Origin of the sequence: Pseudomonas cavernicola (genome assembly GCF_003596405.1) — a bacterium.
Classification (GTDB): domain Bacteria; phylum Pseudomonadota; class Gammaproteobacteria; order Pseudomonadales; family Pseudomonadaceae; genus Aquipseudomonas; species Aquipseudomonas cavernicola.
This window is the reverse complement of sequence record NZ_QYUR01000002.1, coordinates 2681140-2699901: the sequence shown is the minus strand read 5'-3', so window position 1 is coordinate 2699901 and position 18762 is coordinate 2681140. Positions and strand designations below refer to the sequence as shown.

The window sequence follows — 18762 nt, the reverse complement described above, 5'->3', positions numbered from 1 at the left end:
TGCGAGAGGGTTTGTTTAATAAATGACCGGAAGCCTATCTTTCGGTCATTTTTTTGACTGGTAAGGCCGTGTTTGGTGCTAGGCGCTCTCTGGCAAAGCTGCTACTCTCGGCCCGCTTTTTGGCCTGCCAGCCGGCAAAAAGCGGATAAAACACAATAAACAACCGCCATTGCGCGGTGAAGATTAGCTGTTGCTTAGGAGTGGGCTTCCATGACCGAAAACTTCTGGAAGGATAAGTACCCTGTTGGGGTTGCTGCCGAAATCAATCCCGATCAGTACCCGAATATTCAGGCGGTACTGAAACAGTCTTGCGAACGCTTCGCCAACAAGCTGGCCTTCAGCAACATGGGCAAGTCGCTCACCTATGGTGAGTTGTATGAACTGTCCGGAGCCTTTGCGGCCTACCTGCAGCAACACACCGACCTGCAACCGGGCGACCGTATCGCCGTGCAGTTGCCGAACCTGTTGCAATACCCGATTGCCGTATTCGGCGCCATGCGCGCCGGGCTGATCGTGGTCAACACCAACCCGCTGTACACCGCGCGGGAGATGGAACACCAATTCAATGACTCCGGCGCCAAGGCGCTGGTGTGCCTGGCGAACATGGCTCACCTGGCCGAAGCCGTGCTGCCGAAAACCGGGATCAAGCGCGTCATCATCACCGAAGTGGGCGACCTGCTGCCGCCGCTCAAGCGCCTGCTGGTCAATAGCGTGGTCAAGTACGTGAAGAAGATGGTGCCGGCGTTCAATCTGCCGAGCGCCGTCAAATTCAATCAGGTCTTGGCCAAGGGCCGCGGCCAGCCGGTCAAGGAAGCCAACCCGAGCAGCGGCGAGATCGCCGTGCTGCAATACACCGGAGGCACCACCGGGGTGGCCAAGGGCGCCATGCTGACTCACCGCAACCTGGTGGCCAACATGCTGCAATCCAAGGCGCTGATGGGCGCCAACCTGAATGACGGTTGCGAGATCCTGGTCACCCCGCTGCCGCTCTACCATATCTATGCCTTCACCTTCCATTGCATGGCGATGATGCTGATCGGCAGCCACAATATCTTGATCACCAACCCGCGCGACCTGCCGGCCATGATCAAGGAGCTGTCGCGGTGGAAGTTCAGCGGCTTCGTCGGCTTGAACACCCTGTTCGTCGCCCTGTGCAACAACGAGGAGTTTCGCAAGCTGGACTTCTCCGCGCTGAAGGCCACCCTCTCCGGCGGCATGGCGCTGCAACTGGCCACCGCCGAGCGCTGGAAGGAAGTCACCGGCTGCGCCATCTGTGAAGGTTACGGCATGACCGAGACCAGCCCGGTGGTGTCGGTGAACCCGCTGCAGAACATCCAGATCGGCACTATCGGCATTCCGGTGCCGTCGACCCAGTGCAAGGTCATCGACGATACCGGCAACGACTTGTCCATGGGCGAGCGTGGCGAATTGTGCGTCAAGGGCCCGCAGGTGATGAAGGGCTACTGGCAGCGCCAGGACGCCACCGACGAGATCCTCGACGCCGCTGGCTGGCTGAAGACCGGCGACATCGCCGTGATTCAGGACGACGGCTACATGCGCATCGTCGACCGCAAGAAGGACATGATTCTGGTGTCCGGCTTCAACGTCTACCCGAACGAGCTGGAAGACGTGCTGGCGACCCTGCCGGGCGTGCTGCAGTGCGCGGCTATCGGCGTGCCGGACGAGAAATCCGGCGAAGCGATCAAGCTCTTCGTGGTCTCCAAGCCCGGCGCTACGCTGACCAAGGAGCAGGTGATGGAGCACATGCGCGCCAACGTCACCGGCTACAAGGTGCCCAGGGCCGTAGAGTTCCGCGAGGCGCTGCCAACCACCAACGTCGGTAAGATACTGCGTCGCGAACTGCGTGACGAAGAGCTGAAGAAAATGGGCAAGAAATAAGCTCGAATCCGCCTCTGCGCTGACGACAAAAACGCCACCTCCGGGTGGCGTTTTTCATGCGGTGGTTTTTTCCTCCAGACGGGCCTGTAGCCAGTCGCAGAAACTGCGGGTCAGCGGGCTGTTTTCGCTGTCCCGGTGAATCAGCCAGGCCCAGTTCGGGCCGCGGATGCTGCGCTCATTCAGCGGCTGCAACAGGCCGCCGGCGCGCGCCTGCTGGCTCAGCAACTGGCTGACCAGGCCGATGCCGAGTCCGGCGCAGACGGCATCCAGCAGCAGGCCGGGGTCGGAGAAGTTCAGCCCGTGGCTGTGCTGGCCGACATCGATGCCGGCTTCCACCGCCCAGTGACTCCAGTCCATTTCCCGCTCGCCGTGCAGGGTGGTGCGCTGCTCGTCGGGTACTGCCAGCAGGCTGGGATGGCAGGCCGGGTAGAGGCGGTCGGCGTGCAGCACCTTGAAGCTGCATTCGGCCTGCGCGCTGAGGTCATCCCGCACGGCCAGGTCGATGGTCTGACTGGCCATGTCCGGGGCTTCGTCGGTGCTGAACAGCCACAGATCGACCTCCGGATGCTGGCGGCGGAAATCCCCCAGGCGCGGCAGCAGCCAGTGGCGGGCGAAGGCCGGGGTGGTGTTGAGCACCAGCTGATTGGGCTTGTGGTACTGCTCCAGGCGGCGAATACCCACCGCCAACTGCTGCAGCAGCGACTGGGTGGTGCTGAGCAGATCGAAGCCGGCATCGGTCAGGCTGACGCTGCGTCCGCTGCGATAGAACAGCGGTTGTTCGAGGTAGGCCTCGAGGCTGCGGATCTGCTGGCTGATGGCCGACTGGGTGAGGTGCAGCTCCGTTGCCGCCTTGTGGAAGCTGCCCAGGCGGGCGGCGGCTTCGAAGCCGCGCAGGGCGTTCAGGGGCGGCCAGTGTTTGAGCATATTGATAAGCTCCGCTAATCATTTGTCGGCAAAATCTATCGTTTGTTGCGCCATTTTTACAGGCTTAGCATGCATGCCATCACCGCATTCGCGGTTTTCAGTGATAACAATGACTTAACTGAAGGCACTTGTATGCAGCATAACGCAGTCGCAGAAAACGCTTGGTTCATGCCCGCCGAATGGGCTCCGCATGCCGCCACCTGGATGGTCTGGCCGCACAATCAGCCACTGTGGGAGTCCGGCTGGGGCGTGACCTTGGCCGAGGTGCAGGTCGACTTCGCCCGCGTGGCCAATGCCATCGCCCGCTTCGAGCCGGTGAAGATGGTGGTCGATCGCTCTGCAACGTTCCGTGCCCGTGAATTGTGCGGGGCCAACATCGAACTGATCGAGCTGGCGGTCAACGACAGCTGGTGCCGCGACTCCGGCCCGAGCTTCGTCTGCCACCCGCAATTGGGCCTGGCCGGGGTCAGCTGGCGTTTCAATGCCTGGGGTGGCAAGTCGGAGCACGACCTGGACGAGGGCCTGGCCCGGCGCATCCTCAACGGCCTCGGCCTGGAGTGCTTCGGCACGCCGCTGAGCAACGAAGGCGGCGCCATTCACGTGGATGGCGACGGCACCCTGATCACCACCGAGTCGGTGCTGCTCAACCCCAACCGCAACCCGGGTATGAACAAGGCGGAGATGGAGGAAATCTTCAGCCGCCTGCTCGGTGTGAAGAAGACCATCTGGCTGCCGGGCGACCCCGACCATGTCACCGGCGATATGACCGACGGCCACGTCGATGGCGTCTGCGCCTTCGCCCGCCCCGGCGCGCTGCTGGTGGATGCCACCCATGACCAGACCTCGGTCTATGCCGAAGTGGTGCGCGAGAACCGTCGCGCCCTGGAGTTGGCCACCGATGCCCGTGGCCGCAGATTCGAGCTGCTGGAGCTGTACGAGGCCAGCGAGGCGGTGGACACCGAGGCCGAAGTGTTCTGCGCCTCTTACACGAACTTCTACATCGCCAACGGCGCCATCATCATGCCGGCCTACGGTATCGCCGCCGACCAGGTGGCCGCCGAGGTGCTGCGCATGGCCTTCCCGGGCCGCGAGATAGTACCGGTGCAGATCAATCACCTGGCCCATGGCGGCGGTGGCGTGCACTGCATCACCCAGCAACAGCCGGCCTGGCCGCTGAAGGGGTGAGGTCATGAGCATGCTGACTATCGCCACCACCCAGATGCCCTGCACCTGGGATCTGAAGCAGAACCTTGACCTGGCCGAGCAACTGGTACGCGAGGCGGCGGCTAAGGGCGCCCAGGTGATCCTGTTGCAGGAGCTGTTCGCCACCCCGTACTTCTGCATCGAGCAGAACCACAAGCACCTGGCGCTGGCCGAGGAATACGCCCAGAGCGCCGTGCTTAAACGCTTCGCTGCGCTGGCCAAGGAGTTGGGCGTAGTGCTGCCGCTGAGCTGGTACGAGAAGGCCGGCAACGCCTACTTCAACTCGCTGAGCATGGCCGATGCCGATGGCCGTCTGCTCGGGGTGTACCGCAAGACTCACATCCCCAACGCCATCGGTTACCAGGAGAAGGAATACTTCAGCCCCGGCGATACCGGCTTCCGCGTCTGGGACACCGCCTATGGCCGCCTCGGAGTAGGCATCTGCTGGGATCAGTGGTTTCCGGAAACCGCCCGCTGCCTGGCGCTGATGGGCGCCGAAGTGCTGCTGTTTCCCACTGCCATCGGCTCCGAACCGGGCGCCGCGGCGCTGGATTCGCGCGACCACTGGCAGATGACCATGCGCGGCCATGCCGCCGCCAACATCCTCCCAGTGGTGGCCGCCAACCGTGTCGGCCGCGAAGTGGCGAGCACCGACCCGGCGTTGCAGATGAGCTTCTACGGCTCATCCTTTATCAGCAATCACAAGGGCAAGCTGCTGGCCGAGGCCGACCGCGACAGCGCCGGCGTACTGGTACAGAGCCTGGATCTTGCCGCCATGCGCGAAGAACGCCTGACCTGGGGCATCTACCGTGATCGCCGGCCGGAAATGTACGGGCCGCTGCTGGGACTCGATGGCCGCCAACCCAATGCACGTTGGAACACCCAAGGAGCATGACCATGAAAGCTAACCCTAAGCTGTTGCTCTGTTCGCTGGGCCTGGCGCTCGGCTGTGCCCTGCCGTCCGCGCAGGCCGAGGAAAAGACCCTGAAGCTGTTCAACTGGGCGGACTACTTTGCCGAGGACACCCTCACCAAGTTCACCGCCGAAACCGGGATCAAGGTGATCTACGACACCATGGACAGCAGCGAAGTGCTGGAGGCCAAGTTGATGGCCGGGCACAGCGGTTACGACCTGATCTTTCCGGGCGACACCGTGGCCGAGCGCCTGATGCGCGCCGGCAGCCTGCAGAGGCTGGATAAGTCCAAGCTGACCGCGCTGGCCGATATCGAGCCGGGGCTGCAGCAGTTGCACACGCATTCTCCCTATTCGCGCCATGCCACCGTGCCCTACACCTGGGGCTCCATCGGCATTACCCACAACGCCGAGATGATCGGCAAGCGGCTGCCGGATGCCCCGGTGAACAGCCTGGACCTGCTGTTCAAGCCGGAGCTGGCGGCCAAGTTCGCCGATTGCGGCATCTCCATGATCGACTCGCCGGACGAGGTGCTGGCCGTGGTGCTCAACTACCTCGGCCGCGAGCCGCGTAGCGCCAAGGCGGAAGATCTGCAGGCCGCCACCGAGCTGCTGGTGGCGATCAAGCCCTACATCCGCAAGTTCCAGTCACAGCCGGTGACCGACCTGGTCAATGGCAACCTGTGCCTGTCGCTCGGCTACAGCGGCGATGTCACCCAGGCGCAACGCGCTGCGGATGCTGCTGGCAAAAAAGCCGACTTCCAGTACCGCATCCCGCGTGAAGGCACCACGGTGTGGATGGACACCATGGCGATTCCGGCCGATGCCCAGCATCCGGAATACGCCTACGCCTTCATCAACTTCGTCATGCGCCCGGAGAACATGGCGGCCATCTCCAACTTCACCGGCTACCCGACCTCCAGTGCCAAGGCACGCCCTATGGTCGATGCCGACATGCGCAACAACCCGGACATCTACGTGGATGAGGCCACCTATGCGCGGCTGATCCCAGGCAAGGACATCCCGCAGCGCGACATGCGCGCGCGCATACGTGCCTGGACCAAGTTCAAGACAGCCTCCGCAAAGTGACGGTAAGCCGGCCGTCTTTCCGGCGGCCGGCTTGAGGGGTTGTCTTGGCAAAAGCTGGCGAGGCGGGGCAACTGTTGCTGCGCGCAAGCCAGGGAAGGAAGGGCCGGGCGCCGGAGCTCGCGGCGCCTCACGACAATGCAACAACAATAATTGAGAGAGATAAACGCATGTCTACGCGTCGTGACTTTATCAAGCAGCTTTCCGCCGTGGCCGGTCTCGGCGCGGTTGCCAGTATGGGCCTGGGACTGAATGCCCCGCGCGTACGAGCAGCCCTCAGTGGCAGCTGGTACATGCCGGACGAGAATGCCCAGCAGGAGCGCATCTTTCTGTCTTTTGGCGCTTCCTCATCGATCTGGGCGGACTGGGCCACGCCGGTGAATAACTGCGTCGCCCTGCTGGCCAAAACCATCGCCAAGTATCAGCCGGTCACAGTGCTGTGTCGGCCCAACCAGCTGGCGCTGGCCAAGAGCAAGTGCGGCACCAGCAATATCCGCTTCTTGACCATGGCGCTGGACGACATCTGGATGCGTGACTTCGGCGGCTGCTTCGTGGTCGACGACCAGGGCGGTCGCGGCCTGGTGGATTTCAACTTCAATGGCTGGGGCAACAAGCAGGCGCATGCCAGCGACACCCAGGTGGCCGATACGTTGAGCTATGAAACCTATGCCACCTATATCGCCAGCCAGCTGACCGGCGAGGGCGGTGGCATCGAGGTGGATGGCCACGGCACCGCGATCATGACCGAGAGCTGCTGGATCAATAGCAACCGCAACCCGGGCATGAGCAAGGCTCAGGTCGAGGCCGAGCTGATGGCCAACCTCGGCCTGCGCAAGATCATCTGGCTGCCGGGCATCAAGGGCAAGGACATCACCGACGCCCACATCGATTTCTATGCCCGTTTCGCCAGCCGCGGAGTGGTGGTGGCCAACCTCGACAACGACCCCAAGTCCTATGACTACGCGGTGACCCGCACCCATCTGGAGATCCTCAAGGCCGCTACCGATGCCGATGGCAACAAGCTGCAGATCCACACCCTGCCGCCACCGCTGACCAAGCGCAATAACCAGTACACCCAGAACAACCCGGATTTCGCCCCCGGCTATATCAACTACCTGCCGATCAATGGCGCGGTCATCGCCCCGCAGTTCGGCGATGCGGCGGCCGACAAGTATTGCAAGGACCTGCTGACCAAGCTGTATCCGGGCCGTGCCATCGTCCAGGTGAATATCGACCCGATCGCCGCCGGTGGTGGCGGTATCCACTGCGTGACCAAGAACATGCCGCTGGTTTGATGTTTGCGGGCCAGGCATGGGCCCTGTGCTCAGCCTGGCCTGCAATACAAGTGGGTCGGCTGCGGTAAGTGCCAGCCAGGGGTTGGTGTCGTAACTAACAGGGACGCCGGGGTCGCGAACCCGCTATCGCCGCTGGGCATCATGCAGAACACCCTGAGTCTGGGTAAGCGCAGCCTGCCGAACCTGGAAGCGGCGGTGCAGGCTTACACCCTGAATGCCGCTTACACCCTGCGCCAAGAGGATCAAACCGGCTCGCTGGAAGTCGGCAAGCAGGCCGATCTGGTGGTGCTGGACAAAAACATCTTCGAGCTGCCGGCTAAGCAGATCGGTACAGCCAAGGTGCTCTGGACCCTGCTTGGCGGCGAGGAGGTCTACCGCGACGCGGCCTTCTGAGGCGATGTAGGGCGCATTCGCCCGCAGGGCAAGGCGTCAGGGCGTTGGCAGGGGGGGCGACGGTTTGGCCGCCTATCGGCGAAATCTGCGACAATCGCGCCCTTAACGAAACCGTTCACGGCTGCCTGATGACCGACCCGATTCCCGCCTTCGACTCCTTGCTGAAAAACCTCGAGCAGACCCTGCTGGCCGATCGGCATCGGCTGCGTCGCCAGTTGCACGAACTGCGCAAGCAGCCGGACGAAGCCAAGCAGGCGCAATGGCTGGAGCGCTTCCAGCAGTCCTGCGCCAAGGTCGAGGCGCGGCGGCTGAGCGTGCCGACGATTCGCTACGACGACGCCCTGCCGATTGCCGCCAAGCGCGACGAGATCAAGGCGGCCATCGAAAAGCATCAAGTGGTGGTGATCGCCGGTGAAACCGGTTCAGGCAAAACCACCCAGTTGCCGAAGATCTGCCTGGAGCTGGGCCGTGGTCAGCACGGCCTGATTGGCCACACCCAGCCTCGCCGAATCGCCGCCCGCAGTGTGGCCACGCGGGTGGCCGAGGAGCTGGCGACGCCGCTGGGCGCCTTGGTCGGCTATCAGGTGCGTTTCGAGGATCAGAGTGACGCCAACACCCTAATCAAGCTGATGACCGACGGCATCCTGCTGGCGGAAACCCAGCACGACCGCTACCTGGAACGCTACGACACGATCATCGTCGACGAAGCCCACGAACGCAGCCTGAACATCGACTTTCTCCTCGGCTACCTGAAAACCCTGCTGCCGCGTCGACCCGACCTGAAAGTCATCATCACCTCGGCGACCATCGATCTTGCGCGCTTCTCCCAGCACTTCAACGATGCGCCGATTGTCGAAGTCTCCGGGCGCACCTTCCCGGTCGACACCTGGTATCGCCCGCTGACTGCCGAGCAGGACGAAGAGGGTAATCGGCTCGAAGAGGATTTGTCGGTCGATCAGGCGCTCCTCGCGACCCTGGATGAAATCGCCGCGTTCGAGCGCAGCGAAGGCAAGCGCCCCGGCGATGTACTGGTGTTCCTGCCCGGCGAGCGGGAGATTCGCGACGCGGCGGAGATGCTGCGTAAAGCTCAGCTCAAGCACACCGAAATTCTGCCGCTGTATGCGCGCCTGTCGCCGGCCGAACAGCAGCGGATTTTCCAGTCGCATCCGGGCCGGCGCGTGGTGTTGGCCACCAACGTCGCCGAGACCTCGCTGACCGTGCCGGGTATTCGTTATGTGATCGACAGCGGTACCGCGCGGATCAGCCGCTACAGTTACCGCGCCAAGGTCCAGCGCCTGCCGATCGAGGCGGTGTCCCAGGCCAGCGCCAATCAGCGCAAAGGTCGTTGTGGCCGGGTCGAGCCGGGGCTCTGCGTGCGTCTGTACAGCGAAGAGGATTTCAACAGCCGCCCGGCTTTCACCGACCCGGAGATTCTGCGGACCAACCTGGCGGCGGTGATCCTGCAGATGCTCCATCTGCGTCTGGGCGAGATCGATGCGTTCCCCTTTATCGAGCCGCCGGATGGCAAAGCCATCAGTGACGGTTTCAACCTGCTGCAGGAGCTGTCGGCGGTCAACCGCGAAGGCCAGTTGACGCCACTGGGCCGCCAACTGGCACGCCTGCCGGTGGACCCGCGTCTGGGCCGGATGCTGCTGGAGGCGGCCAAGCAGGGCAGCCTGCAAGAGGTGCTGGTGGTCGCCAGCGCGCTCTCGGTGCAAGACCCGCGCGAGCGGCCACCGGAACGTCAGCAAGCCGCCGACCAGGCTCACGCGCAGTGGAAGGATGCGGACTCCGACTTCGCCGGGCTGGTCAATCTTTGGCGCGGTTTCGAAGAGCAACGCCTGGCGCTCGGCTCCAGTGCGCTGCGTAGCTGGTGCCGGAAGAACTTCCTGAACTATTTGCGGCTGCGCGAGTGGCGCGACTCCCATCGTCAGTTGAGCCTGATCTGCCGCGACTTGCAGCTGAGCCTGAACAAAGAGCCGGCGGACTTTCCCAAGCTGCATAAGGCGGTGCTGTCGGGTTTGCTCAGTCAGATCGGGCAGAAAACCGAAGACGGCGATTACCTCGGCGCGCGGCAGCGGCGTTTCTGGATTCACCCCTCATCCGGCCTGGGCAAGAAGCGTCCGCAATGGCTGATGGCTGGCGAGTTGGTGGAAACCACCAAGCTGTTTGCCCGCCAGGTGGCGAAGATCGAACCGGACTGGATCGAACCCCTGGCCAGCCACCTGATCAAGAAGAATCACTTCGAACCCCATTGGGAGAAGAAGCGTGGGCAAGTCGTCGCCTACGAGCAGATCACTCTCTACGGGCTGATCATCATCGGCAAGCGCCCGGTACATTACGGGCCGATCGACCCAGTGGTGTCGCGCGAGCTGTTTATTCGCGAAGGCCTGGTGCGCGGCGAGATTCAATCCCGCGCCAAGTGCTTGAGCGCCAATAAAGAGCTGCTGGAACTGCTCGATGAGCTGGAAGCCAAGGCCCGCCGTCGCGACATTCTGGCCGACGAGGAAACGCTGTTCGCCTTCTATGAAGCACGCCTGCCGGCCGAGATTCACCAGACCGCGACTTTCGAGAGTTGGTACAAGATCGAGAGCGCGAAGAACCCGCAATTGTTGATCATGCACGAGGAAGATGTGCTGGCGCGCGATGCCAGCGAAGTCACCGCCGCGCACTATCCAGACAAATTGCGCCTGGGCGAGCTGGAACTGCCGTTGACCTACCACTTCGAGCCCAATCACCCGCGCGATGGCGTGACCCTGCGGGTGCCGGCGCCGTTGTTGCCGCAACTGCCGGCTGAGCGCCTGGAGTGGTTGGTGCCGGGCGTGCTGGAAGCCAAGTGCATCGCCCTGGTGCGCAACCTGCCGAAAGCCATCCGCAAGAACTTCGTGCCGGTACCCGACTTCGTCAAGGCCGCGCTGCAACGCATCAGCTTCGCCGAAAGCTCGCTGCCGGAGACGCTCGGCCGCGAGTTGCAACGGATGACAGGGGTGCGCGTCAGCGAGGAGGCGTGGGTCGAGGCCGCGGTGCAGTTGGACAGCCACCTGAAGATGAACCTGGAAGTGGTCGATGCCCAGGGCAAGTTCCTTGGTGAAGGCCGCGATCTGGCTGAGCTAACGGCCCGTTTTGCCGAGGCCAGTCAGGCGGCCTTGGCGGTGCCGCGTACCGAGAAAGAGCAGCGCCCGGTGGAGGCCAAGGTGTTCGCCGCGGTGGCCGAGAAAACCCAGCAGAAGATCGCCGGGCTGTCGATGACGGTGTATCCGGCGCTGGTGGAAGAGGGCGGGACGGTCAAGGAGGGGCGCTTCCCGACCCAGGCCGAAGCCGAGTACCAGCATCGCCGGGCCTTGCAGCGCTTGCTGCTGCAACAGCTGGCCGAGCCGGCCAAGTTCCTGCGCGGCAAGTTGCCGGGGCTGACCGACCTGGGCCTGTTGCACCGTGAGTTGGGTCGGGTCGAGGCGCTGGTCGAAGACATCCTGCTGGCGAGTCTGGACAGCTGCGTGCTCGATGGCGAAACCAGCTTGCCGCGCGATGGCGTCGGCTTGGCGGCGCTGGCCGAGCAGAAGCGCGGTGCCTGGACCGAGCATGCCGAGCGCCTGGCCCGGCTGACCTTGGAGATTCTCAAGCTCTGGCACGCCTTGCAAAAGCGCTTCAAAGGCAAGATCGACCTGGCCCAGGCGGTGGCGCTCAACGATATCAAGCAGCAGTTGGCCAATCTGGTCTATCCGGGTTTCGTTCGCGAAACGCCGGCGGAGTGGCTGAAGGAGTTGCCGCGTTATCTGAAAGCCATCGAGCAGCGCTTCGACAAGCTTTCCGCGCAGCTGCAGAAAGATCGGGTCTGGAGTGGCGAACTGGCGGGGTTATGGGCGCAGTATCAGGCCCGTGCGGCCAAGCATGCGCAGGAAGGCAAGCGCGATCCGCAGTTGGTGCTCTATCGCTGGATGTTGGAGGAGTACCGGGTCTCGCTGTTCGCCCAGCAGTTGGGAACCAAGCTGCCGGTGTCGGATAAGCGAGTGAGCAAGCAGTGGAGCTTGGTCGAAGCCTAAGCCGCTGAACGCTTTTCTCCCCTCGCCCATTTATGGGAGAGGGGCGGGGGAGAGGGCAGTTGTGGCCTAACCATTCGCGTTCGAACACCGCACTTTCATCGGCGCTTGGATTCGGTTCCGCCCTTATGGCGGGTCACTTCTGGCAGTCGCCCCAGAAGTAACCAAGAGGGCTTGCCCCGCCATCCGGCCCTGCGCTGCGCGCAGGGTTCCCTCGCTCCATCGCCGCTCCGAGGGTCCGCCGCGAAGGGCCATCCCTGGCCCATCGCAGCTTTCGCGGCATCCATGCCGCTCAACCCCCTACACAACGATTACGTTCGGCCTTCTGAAGGGGCGCTATCCCGGCCCGGCTTTCAATGATCGGATTGAGCTAATTGGTGGCATCTGAAACGTAGAGTGCACTCGCCGTAGGCCGTGCACCGTTTAAGTCAGGGGCAGAAAACAAATCTGCCCATTTTTTCATTTTTAAATCACTCCGACCCCTTTAGCTCGACAGTCTGATCTTGTTTGGGATGCCTCTGTTGTGGCCAAACGCCTGGTTGGCGTTCGCGAGCATGTGCCTGGTGGTTGCCTTGGCAATCTGGGCTACAGGCCATCTGGTCAAAACCTTGAACCTGCACCACCTTGGGGCTAAGGGGCACGGAGGCTGAGCGAGCCGCATAAGTCATGTAGGGCGATGATCTAGTTGTAGATGGGTAGGTGGCGCGGGTATCCCCCGTCCTGCCAGGCTGCAATCAAGCGCCAGGGGGGCTGTGGAAATAGCTGGCTGGACGCTGGAGCGTCGAGGGCTGCATTCCCACGCGGAGCGTGGGAACGATCAAGTCAGATGCGCCTGCGTAGGGTGGACAATCCGCGAAGCGGTTTTCCGCCGAGTCGATATCCAGGCTACCTTGCAACTTGCGCAGCGCGTAGGCGTCCGCAGATGCACTCGGCGGGCCAGCGCAGGCCGCCCCTCACGGGAGAGGTCTGCGCCGGTCGTAGCCAGACGGTTTAGCGGCTGCGCTGCTCAGCGCGGTTCCGGCAGGCCTCGCCGAAGGCCTGGAACAGGCGCACAGAGTGGGGGTTCTGCGCGGCCAGCCATTCCGGGTGCCACTGCACGCCGAGGGTGAATTGCGGCAGTTCCGGTAGGTGAACTGCTTCTACCAGCCCGTCCTCGGCGTGTGCCAGCGCCTGCAGGCCCTTGCCCAGGGTCTTGATGCCCTGGCCGTGCAGCGAGTTCACTGGAATTTCATCCTGCTGCATCAGTTCGGCGAGCCAGGTGTTCGGTACCAGACGCACCGGGTGTATATCGGCGTACTGCTCGGCCACCGGGGTGGTGGTGTCTTCGCGGTGGTCGTTCAGGCCGGGGGTCTGGTACAGCTTCTGATGCATGTCACCACCGAGCGCCACATTCAGTTCCTGCATGCCGCGGCAGATGCCGAAGAGAGGCAGGCCCATGTCCAGTGCGGCGCGGATCAGCGGCAGGTCGAACAGGTCGCGGTCCCTGTCCTGGGACTTATCGGGTGTCAGGTTCTCCTGGCCGTAGAGAGCCGGGTCGATGTTGCTGCCGGCACCGGTGAGGTACACGCCGTCGACCATGGACAGGTATTGCTCGAGGTCTTCAGTGCCGAAGCAGGTGGGTGCCAACAGGGGCACGCAACCAGAGATCTCGACCAGAGGGCTCATGTACTTCTTGGTCATCACCTGATAGTCATGACCTTTGCGCTCTTGGGCCCCCATGGGCATAAGGACGACAGGTTTACGTTTGGCGTTCTGGGTGTTGCCAGTATTGTTGTTGGACATATATCACCTTGGGGCAGGCGGGGTGCCTGCCATTACTGTGCAGAAAGAGCCTGTATCGCCTCGGCGCTTCCTGTTTGTTGCGGACTCTGGATGGGTGCAACTGCCGTCGCGTAGGTGTTTCCTGTGTCCCCCGCCGGGAGTGCGGACAGGCTGTTGAAACTACTCACGACGGCTTCCCGACAACCAGAACCATGGAGCCAGTCTGCCAAGGCCGTAAAATATGTCAAACGAATTAGGTTGATTTGTTAAGATATTCGACCAGAAAACTGTCTGGGACAAATTTCTGAGTTTGGCCAACATAATGATTTATAAGGTATTTCATAATATTTTACAGATTGAGAGGTTAAATATTTTTTACGACCCGAACGGCTGCGAATATCCGGGGACGTATGGGGTTTTGGTTTGCCTGGGGTATAGACCGGACACATAGATGACAGGTGTGTGCGGCTAAGCATTTGCAGAAAGGTAAGCGCGATCCGCAACTGCTGCTCTATCGCTGGATGTTGGAGGAATACCGCGTGCCGCTGTTCGCCCAGCAGTTGGGAACCAAGCCGCCGCTCTCGGACAAGCGGCGGGCGAAACAGTGGGGAGGGTGGAGAGCTGAATAGCCTCTCCATTCCGTAGGGTGGGTTAAGCCGCGGGCCGTAACCCACCGGGTTGCGGGGCCGCGTACGTTGGCCCATGGAGCAGGTCGATCACTTCCCCGTGCTTTCCTTCCAGCGAGCCATCAGGGTGTTGGACGGCAGCGACTCGTCCAGCAGCTTGTGTGCCGATCCCACACAGCAGTTTCGGGTCGAGCAGGCCGATTTGTACCAGCACGCTGGCCTGATCCCAGTACAGGTGTTCGTGGCACAGCTTGGCGCCGCGAAACTTGATCACCCCGACCATCGGGATCACCACGCATCTACCAGTGGGGGCGATGCCTGGGAGCATCCAGTCGATTTCGGTGGTGTGGGTGAAGCTGAACAGGAATTCGTCGACCAGTTGGGTGGCGCCCACGGTGCGCGAGATCGGCGTCAGCATGGTGTCCGGCGGATTACCGTGGACGAAATGGTGTTGATAGAAACGGCTCAGCTCCTTTGAAGCCGACGCCGGCTGCGCCGTCTACAGCCGGCAGCGCACGCAGGGCGGCAGTCGCGGCGATGTCGTCGATGCCTTTGTCCACGTCGAAACGCTGGTACCGCTCGAAGGCCCGTTGAGAGTCCGCTCCTTGCTAGCCCAGCTCGATGCCCGGTTCCAGGCGCCAGAACAGATCGGGAACGATGGCGACATAACCTTCCTCGGCATAGAAATCGGCTACCGCGCGCATGCTTGGGTTTACGCCAAAAATTTCCTGGCCTATGACAATCCCCGGGCCTTTGCCGCCTTCCGGCAAGGCCAGGTAGGCGTGAATTGACCGCTGCCGTCAGTTGCGTTGATGTGGACTGTGGAGCCCATGATGTTCTCCTCATTTCGTCATTCGGTACGACTGTTCAGCCAAAGCATCCGCCGATAATGCCCTGACGAATGTCAGCCTGGAAGGCTGGGGGTTTTTCACTGTTTTCGGGCACAATAGCCGCCATTCCGATCAATAAGCCTGCAAGAGGAACGACCGTGTATAACGTCGTCATCAGCGGTACCGGCCTGTATACCCCGGCAAACAGCATCTCTAACGATGAGCTGGTGGAATCCTTCAATACCTATGTTCGGCAATTCAACGCCGACAATGCGGCGGCCATCGAACGTGGTGAGCTGGAGCCGTTGAATGAGTCCAGCAGTGCCTTTATCGAAAAGGCCTCGGGCATCAAGAGCCGCTTCGTGATGGACAAGGCCGGCATCCTCGACCCGCAGCGCATGACGCCGCGGATCCCGGAACGTTCCAACGACGAGTGGGGCATTCTCTGCCAGATGGCGGTCGGCGCGGCTGAAGAAGCGTTGGCGCGTGCCGGCAAAACCGCGGCGGATGTCGACGGGGTTATCGTCGCCTGTTCGAATCTGCAACGCGCTTACCCGGCGGTGGCCATCGAAGTACAGGCCGCGCTGGGTATCCAGGGCTTTGCTTACGACATGAACGTGGCCTGCTCATCCGCCACTTTCGGGATCCAGGCGGCGACCAACAGCGTGCAGCTCGGCCAAGCCCGCGCGGTGCTGGTGGTCAGCCCGGAGATCTGCACCGGTCACCTGAACTTCCGTGACCGCGACAGCCATTTTATCTTCGGCGATGCGGCCACCGCCGTGCTACTCGAGCGCGCCGATCTGGCCACCTCCAAGCACCAGTTCGATGTGGTCAGTACCAAGCTGCTGACCCAGTTCTCCAACAACATCCGCAACAACTTCGGCTTCCTCAACCGCGCTGGGGAAGAGGGCATCGGTGCGCCGGACAAACTGTTCGTGCAGGAAGGCCGCAAGGTGTTCCGCGACGTCTGCCCGATGGTCGCCGAATTGGTCGGCACGCACCTGCGCGAGAATGGCATCAACGTATCCGACGTCAAACGCTTCTGGCTGCACCAGGCCAACCTCAGCATGAACCAGCTGATCACCAAGAAGCTGCTTGGCCGTGAGGCGGAGGCGCATGAGGCACCGGTGATTCTCGATACCTACGCCAATACCAGTTCGGCCGGCTCGGTCATCGCTTTTCATAAGAACCAGGATGATTTGCCGAGCGGTGCGTTGGGGGTGCTCAGCTCCTTCGGTGCCGGTTATTCAATCGGCAGCGTGATTCTTCGTAAACACTGATGAGCCAGCCGCTCGACGCCGATCTGCTGCCTCGCCTGTTGGCCGGCGAGCAGCAGGCGTTCCGTGAGCTGGTCGCGGCCTACCAGGGCGCCATGCGGGCGGTGACCTATGCCATCGTCGGCAGCCGCAACGCCGATGAGGTGGTGCAGGACGCCTGGCTCGCCGTAGTCCGTAGCCTGGACGGCTTTCAGGGCCGTTCCAGCCTGAAGACCTGGCTGCTGACCATCACCGCCAATACCGCCAAGAGCCGGCTCAAGCAGAACCGCCGCGAGGTGTTGCTGGATGACCTGCCAGCACCGCATGGCACAATCGATGGATCGCGATTTGCCGAAGACGGCCACTGGCTGGCGGCGCCTTTTGCCTGGCATCAGGACTCGCCGGAAGCCTTGCTGACCGAAGACGAGCTGCGCGAATGCCTGGAAAAAACCTTGAGTAGTCTCTCCGAGTTGCAGGGCAGCGTGTTGCTGCTGCGCGAGCGCCAGGGCCTTGAGTTGGAAGAGATCTGTAATCTTTTGGAGATCTCGCTCTCCAATGTTCGGGTATTGCTGCACCGGGCACGGCTGAAGGTGTTTGCCACCCTGGAACATTTCGAGGAGACAGGCCAGTGCTGAGTTGTAAGGAATTGGTGGCACATTCCAGCGATTATCTCGATGCTCAGTTGAGCTTTCGCGAGCGGATAGCGGTGCGCACCCATCTGGCGATCTGCTGGAAATGCCGGCGCTTTATCCGCCAGATGCGGCTGACCCAGGCGGTGCTGCGAAGGCTACCGGACGCTGCGATTCCTGAACTGGAACCGTTGGCGGCGCGTTTAGCCGAGCAGCGCAAGGCGCGCTGAACGGGTGGCTATTTAGCAGGCCGTGGAAAAAGGTCGCGAGTCAAAGCTGCTAACGGGTACATAGCCAATTTATTTCCGCCGGTGCCTGACTCCGTAGGCAAGGCGTGCATTGGAAACGCGCAAAACCCGTAGGAGTGGGCCATGCCCGCGATGCTTGGGGGCTTTCGCGAGGCGGCAGCCGTTCCTACGAAGAGCTGCCGCCCGGCTCAACAGTTAGCGGGCAGGTAGCATTGCTCAACTAGGCCTACTCCAGCCTGGCCAGGCGTTCCTCCAAGGCGGCCACGCGGGCTTCCAGTTCTTCCAAGCGGGAGTCGTATGGCTCGGATGGCGTGGCGCTTTCGGCTTTGTCGACGTGGACGTGTCTTGTCGCCAGGGCGATCGCGAGGTCCGCCGGGTCGCCCAGCAGGTGCATGTAACGATCCTCGCGTTGACCTGACTGGCGTGGCAGTTGGCTGGCCAGGCCACGCGACTGCAAACGCTCAAGCTGGTGTTGCAACTGTTCAGCATCTTCGAAGTCGTGCATGCGGTTACTGCGGGTGAGCAGCTCGTTGATGGTTTGCGGGCCACGCAAGAGCAGCAGACCGATCAGGATCACTTGGGCAGGGACCAACTCCAGGGCTTTATCGGCCCGCTGCTCCCAGCGATCGGCCCGGCTCCCCATGACCAGTCGCGCCAGGCCGCGTGCTTCCAGGCTGCGCAGGCTTTGCCCGACTTGGCCGGGGCTGAGGTTCATCACCGGTTCGCGGCTGGTTTTCTGGTTGCAGGCGATGACCAGCGCGTTGAGGGTCAGCGGGTAGGTTTCCGGCGTGGTGGCCTGCTTCTCGATCAAGCAGCCGAGGATACGGGCTTCGACAGTGTTCAGCGGCTCTGCGCTGGGCGGTGTATCTGACTGTTCGTTGGTCATGGCGGCACCGGTAGGCTGAGAAAGGTCACTAGCCTAGCTTGAGTGCCGCTGCGTTGACATGGCCTTTGCATCCGTTGCTCGCCTTAAGTGGCACTTACGGCCGACCTGCCTAGCGGTGGGTATCCAGCGCTTGGCTAGTCGCTGGTCATTCGCGGTGCGCAAAAAATAATCAGCTAGTCTTGTTCCTGGCCAAATAGAGCGGTTGCTGGGTGATCGCAGCGTGCCGGGTCTGCTGCTTTTTGCGGCGGTGTCGATGGGCGTGAATGTGGTGAGCGTCGCTGAGTGGTAGGTCGCTGTCTGGTCAAAAATTAATTAGCTAAGGAGATGAGCCATGTCGATCGAGAAGGTTCTTTATCGCGCCTACGCTGAGGCTACGGGTGGTCGCGATGGCCGCGCCGTGTCTTCCGATGGCGTGCTGGATGTCAGCCTGACCACCCCGCGTGAACTAGGCGGTGCCGGTGGCCAGGGCACCAACCCGGAACAGCTGTTTGCCGCTGGCTATTCAGCCTGTTTCTTGGGGGCGCTGAAGTTCGTTGCCGCGCGCGAGAAGGTTGCGCTACCTGAGGATACTTGGATCGAGGGGGTGGTCGGAATTGGCGCGATCCCGACCGGCTTTGGTATCGAAGTCGAGTTGAAGATCACCTTACCCTTGGCCGATCGCAAGGTCGCTGAAGATCTCGTCGCCAAGGCGCATATCGTTTGCCCCTATTCGAACGCCACGCGGGGCAATATCGATGTCCAGCTGACGTTGGTGTGATCGCTCTTAGAGTGACCTGG

14 protein-coding genes and 2 pseudogenes are annotated in these 18762 nt (G+C 62.1%); 12 read left to right on the top strand and 4 right to left on the bottom strand.

Translation table 11 applies throughout. The annotated features are described in order from the left end of the window. Window positions 1-210 precede the first annotated feature (210 nt). The gene (fadD1, locus tag D3879_RS12870; protein WP_119954611.1) at window positions 211-1899 is read left to right on the top strand and encodes a long-chain-fatty-acid--CoA ligase FadD1; all 1689 of its coding nucleotides are present in this window, start codon (window positions 211-213) and stop codon (window positions 1897-1899) included. Between the two features lie 54 nt (window positions 1900-1953). Here fadD1 and D3879_RS12865 read toward each other — a convergent pair whose 3' ends face one another. Continuing rightward, complete coding sequence (locus tag D3879_RS12865) at window positions 1954-2823, bottom strand: LysR substrate-binding domain-containing protein (protein WP_119954610.1); 870 nt, start codon at window positions 2821-2823, stop codon at window positions 1954-1956. 132 nt (window positions 2824-2955) lie between these two features. Here D3879_RS12865 and D3879_RS12860 point away from each other — a divergent pair, with 132 nt between their 5' ends. From D3879_RS12860 to hrpA, 6 genes are all read left to right on the top strand, one after another. Next, window positions 2956-4008, top strand: coding sequence for an agmatine deiminase family protein (locus D3879_RS12860; protein WP_119954966.1), 1053 nt, complete (start codon window positions 2956-2958; stop codon window positions 4006-4008). Window positions 4009-4012: 4 nt separating this feature from the next. Further along, window positions 4013-4921, top strand: a complete 909-nt coding sequence (aguB, locus tag D3879_RS12855; RefSeq protein WP_119954609.1) for an N-carbamoylputrescine amidase — start codon at window positions 4013-4015, stop codon at window positions 4919-4921. A gap of 2 nt (window positions 4922-4923) precedes the next feature. Beyond that, entirely contained in the window at window positions 4924-6027 is a 1104-nt protein-coding gene (locus D3879_RS12850; RefSeq protein ID WP_119954608.1) for an extracellular solute-binding protein, read from the top strand. A 167-nt stretch (window positions 6028-6194) separates the two neighbouring features. Beyond that, the gene (locus tag D3879_RS12845) at window positions 6195-7319 is read left to right on the top strand and encodes an agmatine deiminase family protein (RefSeq protein WP_119954607.1); all 1125 of its coding nucleotides are present in this window, start codon (window positions 6195-6197) and stop codon (window positions 7317-7319) included. A gap of 141 nt (window positions 7320-7460) precedes the next feature. Continuing rightward, on the top strand, window positions 7461-7712 hold the full coding sequence (locus tag D3879_RS12840) for an amidohydrolase family protein (RefSeq protein ID WP_119954606.1): 252 nt from the start codon (window positions 7461-7463) through the stop codon (window positions 7710-7712). 128 nt (window positions 7713-7840) lie between these two features. Beyond that, on the top strand, window positions 7841-11752 hold the full coding sequence (gene hrpA / locus D3879_RS12835) for an ATP-dependent RNA helicase HrpA (RefSeq protein ID WP_119954965.1): 3912 nt from the start codon (window positions 7841-7843) through the stop codon (window positions 11750-11752). A gap of 987 nt (window positions 11753-12739) precedes the next feature. Here hrpA and D3879_RS12830 read toward each other — a convergent pair. Next, window positions 12740-13531 carry a gamma-glutamyl-gamma-aminobutyrate hydrolase family protein gene (locus D3879_RS12830; RefSeq protein WP_119954605.1) on the bottom strand — a complete coding sequence of 264 codons (792 nt, stop codon included), beginning with the start codon at window positions 13529-13531 and terminating at the stop codon, window positions 12740-12742. Between the two features lie 434 nt (window positions 13532-13965). On the opposite strand from D3879_RS12830, the pseudogene D3879_RS12825 reads away from it, so the two are divergent. Next, a pseudogene (locus D3879_RS12825) lies at window positions 13966-14139 on the top strand (DUF3418 domain-containing protein); the annotation flags it as partial. 87 nt (window positions 14140-14226) lie between these two features. On the opposite strand, the pseudogene D3879_RS12820 reads toward D3879_RS12825, so the two are convergent. After that, window positions 14227-14968 (bottom strand): annotated as a pseudogene (locus D3879_RS12820) (dienelactone hydrolase family protein). A gap of 156 nt (window positions 14969-15124) precedes the next feature. Here D3879_RS12820 and D3879_RS12815 point away from each other — a divergent pair. From D3879_RS12815 to D3879_RS12805, 3 genes are read left to right on the top strand one after another with little or no spacing between them, the layout of a single operon-like run. Further along, window positions 15125-16246, top strand: coding sequence for a beta-ketoacyl-ACP synthase III (locus D3879_RS12815; RefSeq protein WP_119954603.1), 1122 nt, complete (start codon window positions 15125-15127; stop codon window positions 16244-16246). Next, a complete protein-coding gene (locus D3879_RS12810) occupies window positions 16246-16857 on the top strand; it encodes an RNA polymerase sigma factor (RefSeq protein WP_119954602.1) in 612 nt (203 codons plus the stop codon). Before D3879_RS12815 ends, D3879_RS12810 begins: the two co-directional genes overlap by 1 nt. Further along, entirely contained in the window at window positions 16851-17081 is a 231-nt protein-coding gene (locus tag D3879_RS12805) for an anti-sigma factor family protein (protein ID WP_119954601.1), read from the top strand. Before D3879_RS12810 ends, D3879_RS12805 begins: the two co-directional genes overlap by 7 nt. A 244-nt stretch (window positions 17082-17325) precedes the next feature. Here D3879_RS12805 and D3879_RS12800 read toward each other — a convergent pair whose 3' ends face one another. After that, complete coding sequence (locus tag D3879_RS12800; protein WP_119954600.1) at window positions 17326-17985, bottom strand: YceH family protein; 660 nt, start codon at window positions 17983-17985, stop codon at window positions 17326-17328. 331 nt (window positions 17986-18316) lie between these two features. On the opposite strand from D3879_RS12800, the gene D3879_RS12795 reads away from it, so the two are divergent. Beyond that, window positions 18317-18742, top strand: coding sequence for an organic hydroperoxide resistance protein (locus tag D3879_RS12795; protein ID WP_119954599.1), 426 nt, complete (start codon window positions 18317-18319; stop codon window positions 18740-18742). Window positions 18743-18762: the final 20 nt, after the last annotated feature.